Here is a 13,240-nt window from a genome sequence, read left to right on the forward strand (position 1 = left end):
GCGTGCCGGGTAGACCGTACCGGTGGTGTGGGGGGAACGTCCTGGGGAGGGTCGGAGGTTCCTGCGGCCCTCCGCCCGCGTTCCCGGTCCTTTCTCGGCCACCCCCGGTTCATGCCGGTCCAAAATCCGGGGCGGACCAGGGGCGCAGACAGGGACAATGGTCTGCGTGCGCTATCGCATCCTCGGCACCACCCAGGCACTCCGTACCGACGGCACCCTCGTTCCGGTCGGCGGGGCGCGGCTGCGCGCCCTGCTGACGGTGCTCGCCCTGCGCCCCGGCCGGACCGTGTCCGTGGCCGTGCTGGTCGACGAGGTCTGGGGCGCGGACCCTCCGGCCGACGCCCCGGGCGCGCTCCAAGCCCTGGTGGGCCGGTTGCGCAGGGCGCTGGGCGCGGACGCGATCGGCTCCGACGAGGGCGGCTACCGGCTGCGCGCGGCGGCCGACGACGTCGACCTGCACCGGTTCGAACGGCTCGCGGGCGAGGGCTCGCGCGCGCTGGCCGACGGCGACCCCGGCAAGGCGGCCGTCATCCTGGACGACGCCCTCGCCCTCTGGCAGGGCCCGGCCCTCACCGATCTCCCGGACCGTACGGCGCAGTCGTCGCGGTGGGAGGCCCGCCGGCTCGCCGCCCGGCGCGCGCGTCTCGGGGCCGCCCTCGCCCTCGGCCACGCCGAGCAGTCCCTGCCCGACCTCACCGCCCTCTGCGACACCCACCCGCTGGACGAACCCCTCCAGGTGCTGCGCCTGCGGGCCCTGCGCGACGCGGGCCGCGCGGCGGAGGCCCTGGCCGCCTACGAGTCCGTACGCCGTCTGCTGGCCGACCGGCTGGGTACGGACCCGGGACCTGAACTGCGCTCCCTGCACACCGAGCTGCTGCGGGCCTCGTACAGCGGTGGTCCCGAGGCCGCCCCGGACCGTCGCGGCTCCGGTGCGGCGCCGGACCGCCGGGACACCCGGGCCACCCCGCGCGAGCGGCCCGTGTCGCTGGGGAACCTGCGGGCCCGGCTCACCTCCTTCGTCGGGCGGGACGGCGATCTGGCGACCATCCGCGGGGACCTCGCCGGGGCGCGGCTCGTGACCCTGCTGGGGCCGGGCGGTGCCGGGAAGACCCGGCTGTCGCAGGAGGCGGCGGAGAGCGTCGCCCGGGACCTGCCCGACGGCGTGTGGCTGGCCGAACTCGCGCCCGTCGACGACCCGGACGCCGTCCCCGAGGCCGTCCTCACCGCGGTCGGCGCCCGGGAGACGGTGCTGCGCGGCGCCGGCGCGGAGGAGCTGCGGGCCGTCACCGACCGGCACGACGACCCGCTGGTCCGGCTCACCGAGCACTGCGCCAAACGCCGCATGCTGATCGTCCTCGACAACTGCGAACACGTCGTGGACGCCGCCGCCCGCCTCGTCGAGCAACTGCTCGAACGCTGCCCCGGACTGACCGTACTGGCCACGAGCCGCGAACCCCTGGGCGTACCGGGGGAGTTGCTGCGGCCCGTCGAGCCGCTGCCCGAGCCGTACGCGCTGAAGCTCCTCGCCGACCGGGGCGCCGCCGCCCGGCCCGGCTTCCGGATCGAGGACGATTCGGAAGCCGCCGCCGAGATCTGCCGGCGCCTGGACGGACTGCCGCTCGCCATCGAACTCGCCGCCGCCCGGCTGCGGATGCTCACCCCGCGCCAGATCGCCGACCGCCTCGACAACCGCTTCCGGCTGCTCACCTCGGGCAGCCGTACGGTCCTGCCGCGCCAGCAGACGTTGCGGGCCGTCGTCGACTGGTCCTGGGACCTGCTCGACGAGGACGAACGCGACGTACTGCGGCGGCTGTCCGTCTTCGCCGGCGGCTGCGACCTCGCCGCCGCCGAGGCCGTCTGCGGACCCGCCGCGCTGGAGGCGCTCGGTTCCCTCGTCGACAAGTCCCTCGTGGTGGCCGCCCCTTCGGGCGAGCATGCGGGGGAGAGGACGGACGGGAGCACGGGCACGGGCACGGGCTCGGGCCCGGGTGACGGCGACATGCGCTACCGGCTCCTGGAGACCGTCGCCGAGTACGCCGGACAGCGGCTCGACGCCTCCGGCGAGCGCACCGCCACCGAGCGCGCCCACCTCACGTACTACCGCGAACTCGCCCGCACCACCGACCCGTTGCTGCGCGGCCCCGGCCAGCGCGCGGCCATCGAACTGTTCCAGCTCGAAAGCGAGAACACCCGCGCCGCACTGCAGCGGGCCGTCGCCGCGCAGGACGAACAGGAGGCACTCTGCCTCGTCCTCTCCCTCGCCTGGTACTGGCAGATCCGCGACCTGCGCATGATCACCCGCAACTGGACGCGAGAGGTCATGGCGATGGGCCCCGACCCTTTCGCCCCGCCCACCGAACGGGCCGCCCCGCTGTACGAGTCCTGCATCGCCGAACCGCCGCCCATGAACCAGGACGTCCTCGTCGAGGCCAGGCGCGGCATCCATCTCCTCCATCTCGCCTGTATGGACCTGGAGCTGGACACCTGGCAGACACCGGAGGCGGAAGCCAAACTGCTCGCCGTCACCGAGGCCTACGAGCCGGGCCTGCCGCAGGTCTGCCGCAACCCCGGCTACCTCTGGTTCTTCGCCGTGCTGCTGACCGGCGACATGGACCGGCTGCGCCGGGTCATCGACGCGAGCGTGGAGACCTGCCGGGAACTCGGCACCCGCTGGGAGCTGGCCGTCGCCCTGCAGATGCGCGCCAACATGCTCGCCAACCGCGCCGACTGGGCGGGCGACGCGACCCGGGACGCCGACGAGTCGCTGGAGCTCTTCGTCGGCCTCGAAGACGCCTGGGGCGCCGCCGAGGCGCTCTCCGCGCGGGGCGAGGCCCATGAACGCAAGGGCGACTACCGACTCGCCGCGACGGACTACGAGACGGCCATCACCCACGCCGAACGCCTGGGCGCCCGCGCCCAGATGGCCATCCTCAGCACCCGTCTGGGCAGCGTGCTCATCGACGCGGGCGAGACCGGGCGGGGCGAGCGGCTGCTGCGCGAGGTACTGGAACAGGGCGACGGCGCGCACAACGAGGCCATGCCCGGCGCCCGGCTCTTCCTCGCGATGTGGCTCGGCCGCACCGGCCGCGTCGCCGAGGCCCGCGCGCAGATGGAACGGCTGTGGGACGACTTCGGCGCCGTCAGGTTCGTGGTCTTCGACGGGTTCGTCATGGGCGTGGAGGCCTGGCTCGACTCGCAGGAGGGCCTGTACGACGAGGCGGTGGTGAAGGTGCGGGGAGCCCTGGAGCGGGCCAAGGACCCCCTGACCCAGATGATCGCGCCGCACATGTTCTCGGTGCATCTGGCGACCGCGTCCATCGCGCTCGCCGGGGCCGAGGGCGGCCGGCGAGCCGAGGACGCCGCCCGCTGCCTCGGCGCCGCCGACGAACTCCTGCCGCCCGGGCACTTCCGGGCCGTCGTGGAGCACGAGATCAGGGGACAGGCCGAGGCGGCGGCACGCCAGGTCCTCGACGACCAGGCGTACGACGCCGCGTACGCGCAGGGCGGCGGCCTCTCCTTCGAGGAGGCCGCCGCCCTGGTCTGACAGAGGTCGTCAGGTCTTGGTGCGGTACTTGTGGATGGCGACCGGGGCCATCACCACGGTGATGACTAGCGACCAGAGCAGCGTGATCATGACGTCGTGGGCGACCGGCTGGCCGCCGTTCATCAGACCCCGGGCCGCGTCCGCGAGGGACGACAGCGGGTTGTAGTCGGTGAACGTCTGCAGCCAGCCCGGCATCGTGGACGGCGGCGAGAAGATCGAAGAACCGAACTGCAGGGGCATCAGCACGAGGAACCCCATTCCCTGGATGGCCTGGGCGTTCTTCATCACCACGCCCATGGTCAGAAAGATCCACATGATGGAGGAGCCGAAGACCAGGGCCAGGCCGATGGCGGCGAACAGGCCGGGGACGTTCGACACGGACAGACCGAGCAGGAAGCCGACCCCGAGCAGGATCGCCGTGGCGAGCAGCAGCCGGCCGATCTCCACCGAGATCTTGGCGATCAGGACCGAGGCCCGGGAGATCGGCAGGGACCGGAAGCGGTCCATCACGCCGGTCTGGAAGTCCTGGTTGAAGCCGGTTCCCACACCCATCGCGATGTTCATGCCCATCATCGCCATGAGGCCCGGGACGACGTAGTTGACGTACTCGTCCTGGTTGCCCTTGCCGGCGATCGCGCCGCCGAAGACGAACACGAAGAGCAGCGTGAAGACGATCGGCATCAGGATGACGTCGAACATCGACTCCGGGTCCTGGCGGATCCACAGCACGTTGCGGCGGACCAGGGCGCTGATGTGGCGCAGATGGGCGCGTATGCCGACGTGCGGATCGTCGTCGGTGCCGAGCGCCGAGGGCGCCTCGATGACGGTGGCGGCGCTCATACGGCGGCCTCCTCGTAGGACTCGTGGGAACGGTCGGCCGGGGTGTCCCGCGGGTCGTCCGGATCGGTCGGTTCGGTGGCCCGGTGGCCGGTGAGGGAGAGGAACACCTCGTCCAGGCTGGGCAGTTCGGTGCTGAGGCCGGCCAGGGTGATGCCCCGGGCGGTGAGCGCGCCGACCACCGCGGTCAGCTGCTCGTCGCTGAGGATGGGGACGAGGACCGTGCCGGTGGTGATGTCCACCGTGGCGCTGCCCGGGCCCGTGAGGCCGAAGTCGTCGAGGGCCCCGGCCGTGGGGCGCAGCTCCAGCGGGTCGGCCGGGCGGATGCGCAGGGTACGGCCGCCGACCTTCGCCTTCAACTCGTCGATACCGCCGTTCGCGATGACCTTGCCGCGGTCGATGACCGTCAGCTCGTTCGCGAGCTGCTCGGCCTCCTCCATGTACTGGGTGGTGAGCAGGACGGTGACACCGTCCCCGACCATCCGCTTGACCTCGCCCCACACCTCTTTACGCGTACGGGGGTCCAGGCCGGTCGTCGGCTCGTCCAGGAACAGGACGGTCGGACTGCCGATCATGGACGCGGCGAGGTCGAGGCGGCGCCGCATACCGCCGGAGTACGTGCTCGCCGGGCGCTTGCCCGCGTCCGTGAGCGAGAACCGCTCCAGCAGTTCGTCCGCGCGGGTGCGGGCGTCCTTGCGGGTCAGGTCGAGGAGCCGGCCGATCAGATAGAGGTTCTCGCGGCCGGAGAGCTTCTCGTCCACGGACGCGTACTGGCCGGTGAGGCCGATCACGCGGCGCAGGCGGCGGGGCTGGCGCACGACGTCGAAGCCGGCGACCGTGGCGCGGCCCGCGTCGGGTATGAGGAGGGTGGAGAGGATGCGTACGAGGGTCGTCTTGCCGGCGCCGTTCGGGCCGAGCACGCCGCGGACCGTGCCCTCGCGCACGTCCAGGTCCACGCCGTCCAGTGCTTTGGTCTCGCCGTAGTGCTTGACCAGTCCCCGCACGCTGACGGCGTCGGGGCGGGTTGTGCCGCCGTCCTGCCGGGGCTCGTTGTCGATTCGCGTCATGCCACCCAAACTCCCACCCCCCACCGACAAACCACCGACAGCTCACCGACAGGCTCCGCCTGGGGGTGGGCCCAAAAGACTGCGCTAGGTACCTAGGGGCGCGGGGAACTGCGCAATGGGGGCGAGGGGGCGCAGCCCCCATGTGTGGACGGGAACGGGTAGGGGCGGCGGGGGCGAAAAAACGGCAGCCCGCCGACGGGGGAAATCGGCGGGCTGCCTTCTTGCCGCAGTGGACCGTTGGGTCAGTGGACGGAGTGCTCCTCCTGAGGGAACGTTCCGCCAATGACATCGTCGGCGAACGCCTTCGCCGCATCCCCCATGACCTGCCGCAGATCCGCGTACTGCTTCACGAACCGCGGCATCTTCCCGCCGGTGAGCCCGAGCATGTCGGTCCACACGAGAACCTGCGCGTCCGTCTCGGCCCCCGCCCCGATCCCGACGGTCGGAATGTGCAGCACGCGCGTCACCTCGGCGGCCAGCTCCGCCGGCACCAGCTCCAGTACGACGGCGAACGCCCCCGCGTCCTGCACGGCCTTGGCGTCACGCAGCAACTGCTGAGCCGCCTCCTCGCCCCGCCCCTGCACCCGGTACCCCATGGAGTTCACGGACTGCGGAGTGAGCCCGATGTGCGCCATCACGGGGATACCCGACTCCACGAGCAGCTTGATCTGTTCGTGCGAGCGCTCGCCGCCCTCCAGCTTCACGGCCCCGACCCCGGCCTCCTTCACCAGCCGCATGGCCGACCGCAGCGCCTGCACGGGCCCCTCCTGGTACGACCCGAACGGCAGGTCGCCCACGATGAGGGCGCGCGAGGTGCCCCGTACGACCGCGGCCGACAGCATGGCCATCTCGTCGAGGGTGACGGGCACGGTGGTCTCGTAGCCCAGGTGACAGTTGCCCGCGGAGTCGCCGACGAGCATGACCGGGATGCCGGCCTCGTCGAAGACGGACGCGGTCATCGCGTCGTACGCGGTGAGCATCGGCCACTTCTCGCCGCGCTCCTTGGCCACCGTGATGTCGCGGACAGTGATACGGCGTGTGCCCTTGCCTCCGTACAGCGCCCGGTTGCTGCTGTCGGTGGCGTTCTGGGCAGCCGAAAACTGCGTCATTGCAACGGCTCCTTCTGTCATCTCGAAGCGCCCTGACGGCGTCCCCGGATCCCCTCCATGGTGGCACCTCGTGCCACAGAACGGCTAGGGGGGCCGTAGTGGCCCTCGTCTCCGCCTCCACCGGGCCCCAAGCGCGCCTCCAGAGCTCGTAAGGTCTCGGTAAAGGAATCCGATACGAGACGGTCTCGTATCGAATCTCCTCTAGCCTTTTCAGCATGACAACTCCTGCCGACACCGCGCCCCGGATACCGGAGGCCGTGCACCGACGACGCTGGGCGATCCTCGGCGTGCTGATGCTGAGCCTGCTGATCGTCGTTCTCGACAACTCGATCCTGAACGTCGCGATCAAGACCATCTCGACGCCCGCCCCGACCGGCCTGGGAGCCACCCAGAGCGAGCTGGAATGGGCGATCAACTCGTACACCCTCGTCTTCGCCGGCCTGCTCTTCTCCGCGGGTCTCCTCGGTGACCGGCTCGGGCGCAAGAAGGTGCTGCTCGGCGGCCTCCTCGTCTTCGGGATCGGCTCGGCGCTCGCCGCCTCCTCGGGCTCCCCGGTCGAGCTCATCTCGTTCCGCGCGGTGATGGGCCTCGGCGCCGCCTTCGTGATGCCGGCCACCCTCGCCGTCCTGATGAACGTCTTCGAGCGCGACGAGCAGCCGAAGGCCATCGGCATCTGGGCGGGCGGTGTCGGCCTCGCCATCGCCATCGGCCCGATCACCGGAGGGGTCCTGCTCGACCACTTCTGGTGGGGTTCCGTCTTCCTGATCAACGTACCGATCGTGATCGTGGCGATCGGCCTGATGATCTGGCTCGTCCCCGACTCCCGCGACCCGAAGCCCGGCCGTATCGACCCGGTGGGCGTGGTGCTGTCCGTCATCGGCCTCGTCCTCCTGGTGTACGGCATCATCAAGGGCGGTCAGCTCGCCGACTTCACGGACGCCAAGGTCCTCGCGACCATCGGCGCCGGACTCGTCGTACTCGTCGGCTTCGTCGTGCACGAGAAGCGCAGCGACCACCCGTCGATCGACATCGACTACTTCAAGAACAAGGTCTTCTCCGCGGCCATCGCCGCCATAGCGCTGGTGTTCTTCGCGCTGATGGGCGTGACCTTCTTCTCCGTCTTCTACACCCAGAGCGTGCGCGGTTACTCGCCCCTGCAGACCGGTCTGCTGATGCTGCCGCTGGCCGTCGCGCAGCTCATCTTCGCGCCGCGCGCCCGGCTGGTCGTGGACCGTTTCGGCAACCGGGCCACGACGACCGCGGGCATGCTCACCATCGCCGCGATGCTGGGCGCGTTCGCCGTGCTGGAGGCGGACACGCCGATCTGGATCCTGGAGGTCGTCTTCTTCCTGATGGGCGCGGGCATGGCGCACATCATGACGCCGACCAGCGTCGTGATCATGCAGGCGCTGCCCCGCGAGAAGGCGGGTTCCGCCTCCGCGCTCAGCAACACCTTCCGCCAGGTCGGCGGCGCCCTGGGTATCGCCGTACTCGGCTCGGTCCTCTCCGCGGCGTACCGCTCGGGCATCGAGGACAAGCTGCCCGAGGCCGCCCGGCACGAGGCGGGCGAGTCCATCGAGGCGACCCTCGGCTTCGCCGCGAAGCTCGGCCCCAAGGGCGACGCCCTGATCGGCCCGGCCAACGACGCCTTCCTCCACGCGATGCACGTGACGGCCCTGTGCGGCGCGGGTGTGGCGGTGGTGGGCGCACTGGTCGTCTACCTGTTCCTCCCGGGCCGCACCCCGACAGAGACAGAAGAGAAGCCGCCCCTGGTGAGCGCCGATCACTGAAGCGCCCTGAAGGGGCGCGGGGAACGGCGCGCCCGGCCACGACGCACTCGCACCCAGGCCACAACCCCCCGTCGGCCAGGGACAATCGACCCGAACGGTGAAGGGCGAACGGCCACACGACGGCCCGGCGTCAAGGACAGCAACACCCGAACAGAGCGGAGCGATCACGTGGGCGGCGTGGAGCAAGGGCCGGGCGGAGCCGGACGGACCGGCGGCGGCCCCGCCAGAGGCCGCCCCCGCAGCGAGGCGGTGGAACGCTCGATCATCGAGGGCGTCATGCGCCTCCTGGAGGAAGGCGTCCCGCTCGCGGAGATCTCCATAGAGCGCGTAGCCCGCATCGCAGGCGTCGGCAAGGCCACCATCTACCGGCGCTGGAGCGGCCGCGAGGAACTCTTCTGCGACGTGATGCGCACCGCCGAACCGCCCGACCCCGGGCTGCCCGGCACGTCCATGCGCGACGACCTGATCGTCATACTCGAATCGCTGCGGCACCGCGGTCTGGCCTCGCGTTCGTCGGCGATCATGCACAACGTCTACGCGCAGATGAAGAGCAGCCCCAAGCTGTGGAAGGTCTACCACGCGGCCGTCATCGAACCGCGCCGCCTGATGACGCTCGACGTCCTGCGGCGCGGCCAGGCGAACGGCGAGTTCCGCGCGGACGTCGACGTCGAACTGGCCAACGACCTCTTCGTGGGCCCCATGCTCGTCCGCGCGGTCATCCGTCCGGACGCGGGCCTGGAGGAGGGACTGTCCGAACGGATCGTCGACACGGTCCTGGCGGGACTGGGCCCCGCCGCCCGCTGAGACTGTGAGTTCCGCCCCCTGGAGGCCGGTCGGTCCAATGTGCGCGTTCCGTCACAGACCACCCCACCTGGACCGCCGCCGGAACTCGCCGTGCCCCCTCGGTCGTCCTTGTGCCCGTACGGCCGCCGTGCGGCGGCGGGAACGATCGCGATCATCCCCTAGGGTCTTAGGGCGCGGGGATGATGTGAACGGCAGTTGGTGAGGCGAAGGTATGGCGCAGGCGTACATGACGGAGACGGGCAGCGGCGGCCAGGGACCCGACCGCAGAGGCCCCCGGCTCCGCCGCCTGCTGACGTCGCTCCGTACCGACCGGGGCATCTGGCGGCGGGGGATCGTCCTGGCCGCGTTCGCCCTCGTACTCGCCCTGGTGATGGCGCTGCACGCGCAGATCCCGAACCGGATCGGCAACCTCGGCAGCCTCCTGGAGACCTTCCTGCCCTGGCTGGGCCTGGCGATCCCGGTGCTGCTCGTCCTCGCGCTGTTCCGTAAGTCCGCGACCGCGCTGATCGCCGTGCTCCTGCCCGCGATCATCTGGGTCAACCTCTTCGGCGGGCTCCTCGTCGACCGGACGGGCTCCGGCGGCGACCTCACCGTCGCCACGCACAACGTCAACGCGGACAACCCGGACCCGGAGGGCACGGCCCTCGACGTGGCCGCCTCCGGCGCGGACGTGGTGGCCCTGGAGGAGCTGACGACCTCGGCGGTCCCGGTCTACGAGAAGGCGCTCGCCTCGACGTACAAGTACCACTCCGTGCAGGGCACGGTCGGCCTGTGGAGCAAGTACCCGCTGAGCGGGGCAGCCCCCGTCGACATCAAGCTCGGCTGGACCCGCGCGATGCGGGCGACCGTCACCGCCCCCGAGGGGCGGCTCGCGGTGTACGTGGCGCACCTGCCCTCCGTGCGGGTGAAGATGGAGGCCGGTTTCACCGCGCGGCAGCGCGACAAGAGCGCCGACGCGCTCGGTGAGGCCATCGCCGACGAGAAGCTGCCGGACATCGCCCTCCTCGGCGACCTGAACGGCACGATGAACGACCGTGCGCTGAACGGCGTCACCTCGCAGATGCGCTCCGCGCAGGGCGCGGCGGGCAGCGGCTTCGGGTTCAGCTGGCCGGCGTCGTTCCCGATGGCGCGGATCGACCAGATCATGGTCAAGGGCGTCGAGCCGGTCACCTCGTGGACGCTCCCGGAGACGGGCAGTGACCATCTCCCGATCGCCGCCCGCGTGAAGCTCTCGGCAACCGGCTCGTAAGAGCTTGTGTCACAGGCTCTTACCTCTGGGAAACCTCTGGGAATACTGGGGCTGGAAGACTTTGTTCCGCAGGTGAACATAAACTGCACGGAACACCGCTCTCCCCTGTGAAAGGTCCCTCATGCCCCTGGCCCTGCTCGCCCTCGCCGTGGGCGCCTTCGGCATCGGCACCACCGAGTTCGTGATGATGGGGCTGCTGCCCGACGTCGCGGACGACCTGAACATCTCGATCCCCAGCGCGGGCCACCTCGTCTCCGCGTACGCGATCGGCGTCGTCGTCGGCGCCCCGCTGCTCGCTGCGGTCACCGCGCGCATGGCCCGCCGCAAGGTCCTGATCGGACTGATGGTGCTGTTCGTCGTGGGCAACACGCTCTCGGCGTTCGCCCCCGACAACACCTCACTGCTCGCGGCCCGCTTCCTGAGCGGCCTCCCGCACGGCGCGTTCTTCGGCGTCGGAGCCGTCGTCGCCACCGGCATGGTCTCCGCCGAGCGCAAGGCCCGCGCGGTCTCCCTCATGTTCCTCGGCCTGACCGTCGCGAACATCGTCGGCGTCCCCGCCGCGACCTTCGTGGGCCAGCAGTTCGGCTGGCGCGCCACCTTCCTCGGCGTCAGCGTGATCGGCCTGGCGGCCATCGCCTCCCTGGCACTGCTCCTGCCCCGCACCTCCGAGCACGACGCCGCCGCCACCGGACTGCGCGGCGAACTGGCCGCCCTCAAGTCGCTCCCCGTCTGGCTGGCCCTCGGCACGACCGTCGCGGGCTTCGGCGCGCTCTTCTCGGCGTACAGCTACATCACGCCGATGCTGACGGACTCCGCCGGGTACGCCGACTCCAGCGTGACCCTGCTGCTGGCGCTGTTCGGCGTGGGCGCGACGGCGGGCAACCTGCTCGGCGGGCGCCTGGCCGACCGCTCGATGCGCGGCACCCTGTTCGGCGGTCTGGTCTCCCTGGTGGCGGTCCTGGCCCTCTTCCCGCTCATGATGAACACGGCATGGAGCGCCCCCCTCGCGGTGGTCCTGCTCGGCGCGGCGGCGTTCATGACCAGCTCCCCGCTCCTGCTCATGGTCATGGAGAAGGCGTCCTCGGCCCCGTCCCTGGCCTCCTCCGCCAACCAGGCGGCCTTCAACCTCGCGAACGCCGGCGGCGCCTGGATCGGCGGCCTGGCCCTCGCGGCGGGTCACGGCGTCACGTCCCCGGCGCTCGCGGGCGCGGGCCTGGCGATCCTGGGTCTGGGCGTCGCGGCCGTCGCGTACGTCGTGGACCGCAACCGCGGCACGACGAACGCCGGCCGCATAGTGGCGACCCACACCCCGCAGCACGCGGAGGTCCCGGCCCACCACTGACGCCGGCCTCCACTGCCCCCGCGCCCTGCCGCCCGGTGGCGGCGGGGATAAGCGGTTGAGGTGCACCGGCATCCCTGTTACAAACGTGGGCCGGTCAGCGGGTAGCCGGCGGAACGAGGGGGCCATCGCGTGGCACGGGCGAGGACGGGCGACGGTACGGGCCGCAGCGGCTTACGGCGCGGACGCCGGCCGCTGCTGGCGGCGGTGGCGGTCGACTCGCTGGGCACGGGCCTGTACCTCCCGCTGTCCATGCTGTACTTCCTGCGGGTCACCGATCTGGACCTGGTGACGATCGGCGTGCTCACCAGTGTGAGCACCGCCCTGACCCTGCCGCTGCCACTGGTCGTCGGAAAGCTGGCCGACCGGTTCGGGCCGCGGCTGGTGGTCGCCGCCGGACAGGCGCTGCAGGGGACCGGGTTCCTGCTCTACCTGCTGGTCTCGGGAACGGGTTCGCTGGTGGCCGCCATGCTGGTGACCACGGCGGGCCTGCGGGTCTACTGGTCCTCGGTCTTCACCCTCATCGCCGACCTGGCGGACGCCGAGAGCGCGGACGCGACGGGCACGGACGCGGCGGGACCGGCGGGGGCGGCGGGTGCGGACGCCAAGGACCACTGGTTCGCCCGGGCCGGGATGATCCGGGAAGCGGGCGCGGGCGGCGGCGCCCTGCTCGCGGGCGCGGTGCTCGCCGTCGACTCGACACGCGTCTACGACGGACTGATCCTCGCCTCCGGGCTGGCGTTCCTGGCCGCCGCGCTGGTGGTCGCCCTCGCGGTACCCGCCCTGCCGCACACCGCCCCGCCGGCCGAGGGCCGCTCCGGCTACGGCGCACTGCTGCGGGACCGCCCCTACCTCGCACTGATCGCGATCTCCACGATCTTCGCCACGTGCAGCACGTTCCTGTCCCTGTCACTGCCCGTGTACGTCATCCAGGGCCTGTCGGGACCGGACTGGGCGCCCGGCCCCCTCCTCGCCCTCAACACCCTGCTGCTCGCCACCTGCACGGCCGCCGTGACCCGCTTCGTGCGGCGCCGCTGCACCCGCGCCCGCGCCATGGCCTGGGCCGGCGGCCTGTGGGCGCTGTGGTGTGCCGCGTCCGCGTCGGCCGTCCTGCTGCCGCCCCTGGCACTGGTGCCGTTCCTTGCGGCGGCGGTGGTCTGCTACACCCTCGCGGAGATGGTCTACGGACCCGCCTCCAACGCGCTCGCCGCGGACGCGGCGCCGCCCGGGTCGCGGGGCACCTATCTGGCGGCGTTCCAGTACTCCTACGCAGGGGCGAACGTCCTCGCGCCCACCCTGTTCGGAGTGCTCTTCACCCACAACCGCCTGCTGCCCTGGCTCGCCGTGGGCCTGCTCGCCGTACTGGGCGCGGCACTGATGCTGCTCCTGGCACCCCGCCTGCCGCGAGAACACGGCCCGCGACAGCGCGTGGCCGCGGCCGTGCCCGTGCCCGTGCCCCCACAGGACAAAAGCCTGCGCCGTTCCCCGCGCCCCTGAGGAA

The 13,240-nt window shown here is 71.6% G+C and carries 9 protein-coding genes; 6 read left to right on the forward strand and 3 right to left on the reverse strand.

The genetic code is table 11. The features are described from left to right. Positions 1-157 precede the first annotated feature (157 nt). Positions 158-3,544, forward strand: a complete 3,387-nt coding sequence (locus tag ACFVH5_RS34210) for a BTAD domain-containing putative transcriptional regulator (RefSeq protein ID WP_385837566.1) — start codon at positions 158-160, stop codon at positions 3,542-3,544. Between the two features lie 9 nt (positions 3,545-3,553). Here the strand turns inward: ACFVH5_RS34210 and ACFVH5_RS34215 are convergent, their stop codons facing one another. The 3 genes from ACFVH5_RS34215 to panB form a co-directional block, all read right to left on the reverse strand. Continuing rightward, a complete protein-coding gene (locus ACFVH5_RS34215; protein ID WP_385837567.1) occupies positions 3,554-4,384 on the reverse strand; it encodes an ABC transporter permease in 831 nt (276 codons plus the stop codon). Then, positions 4,381-5,448, reverse strand: a complete 1,068-nt coding sequence (locus ACFVH5_RS34220) for an ATP-binding cassette domain-containing protein (RefSeq protein ID WP_385837568.1) — start codon at positions 5,446-5,448, stop codon at positions 4,381-4,383. The genes ACFVH5_RS34215 and ACFVH5_RS34220 overlap by 4 nt, the downstream gene beginning before the upstream one ends. Before the next feature lie 242 nt (positions 5,449-5,690). Further along, positions 5,691-6,557, reverse strand: a complete 867-nt coding sequence (gene panB / locus ACFVH5_RS34225; protein WP_385837569.1) for a 3-methyl-2-oxobutanoate hydroxymethyltransferase — start codon at positions 6,555-6,557, stop codon at positions 5,691-5,693. A gap of 215 nt (positions 6,558-6,772) precedes the next feature. On the opposite strand from panB, the gene ACFVH5_RS34230 reads away from it, so the two are divergent. The 5 genes from ACFVH5_RS34230 (at position 6,773) to ACFVH5_RS34250 (ending at position 13,236) form a co-directional block, all read left to right on the forward strand. Then, complete coding sequence (locus ACFVH5_RS34230) at positions 6,773-8,347, forward strand: MFS transporter (protein WP_385837570.1); 1,575 nt, start codon at positions 6,773-6,775, stop codon at positions 8,345-8,347. A 177-nt stretch (positions 8,348-8,524) separates the two neighbouring features. After that, positions 8,525-9,151: a TetR/AcrR family transcriptional regulator gene (locus ACFVH5_RS34235; RefSeq protein WP_384814157.1), complete on the forward strand. Its 627-nt coding sequence runs from the start codon at positions 8,525-8,527 to the stop codon at positions 9,149-9,151. A gap of 211 nt (positions 9,152-9,362) precedes the next feature. Continuing rightward, complete coding sequence (locus ACFVH5_RS34240) at positions 9,363-10,400, forward strand: endonuclease/exonuclease/phosphatase family protein (RefSeq protein WP_384814160.1); 1,038 nt, start codon at positions 9,363-9,365, stop codon at positions 10,398-10,400. Positions 10,401-10,521: 121 nt separating this feature from the next. Beyond that, the gene (locus tag ACFVH5_RS34245) at positions 10,522-11,742 is read left to right on the forward strand and encodes an MFS transporter (RefSeq protein ID WP_385837571.1); all 1,221 of its coding nucleotides are present in this window, start codon (positions 10,522-10,524) and stop codon (positions 11,740-11,742) included. Between the two features lie 129 nt (positions 11,743-11,871). Beyond that, positions 11,872-13,236 (forward strand): MFS transporter, encoded by a 1,365-nt coding sequence (locus tag ACFVH5_RS34250; RefSeq protein WP_385837572.1) that lies wholly within the window; start codon positions 11,872-11,874, stop codon positions 13,234-13,236. Positions 13,237-13,240 lie beyond the last annotated feature (4 nt).

Origin of the sequence: Streptomyces sp. NPDC127119, assembly GCF_042677425.1 — a bacterium.
Classification (GTDB): Bacteria; Actinomycetota; Actinomycetes; order Streptomycetales; family Streptomycetaceae; genus Streptomyces.

Coding starts and splice junctions, on each gene's coding strand:
- ACFVH5_RS34210 (WP_385837566.1), top strand. CDS start 158: ATGGTCTGCGTGCGCTATCGCATCCTCGGCACCACCCAGGCACTCCGT.
- ACFVH5_RS34215 (WP_385837567.1), bottom strand. CDS start 4,384: ATGAGCGCCGCCACCGTCATCGAGGCGCCCTCGGCGCTCGGCACCGAC.
- ACFVH5_RS34220 (WP_385837568.1), bottom strand. CDS start 5,448: ATGACGCGAATCGACAACGAGCCCCGGCAGGACGGCGGCACAACCCGC.
- panB (WP_385837569.1), bottom strand. CDS start 6,557: ATGACGCAGTTTTCGGCTGCCCAGAACGCCACCGACAGCAGCAACCGG.
- ACFVH5_RS34230 (WP_385837570.1), top strand. CDS start 6,773: ATGACAACTCCTGCCGACACCGCGCCCCGGATACCGGAGGCCGTGCAC.
- ACFVH5_RS34240 (WP_384814160.1), top strand. CDS start 9,363: ATGGCGCAGGCGTACATGACGGAGACGGGCAGCGGCGGCCAGGGACCC.
- ACFVH5_RS34245 (WP_385837571.1), top strand. CDS start 10,522: ATGCCCCTGGCCCTGCTCGCCCTCGCCGTGGGCGCCTTCGGCATCGGC.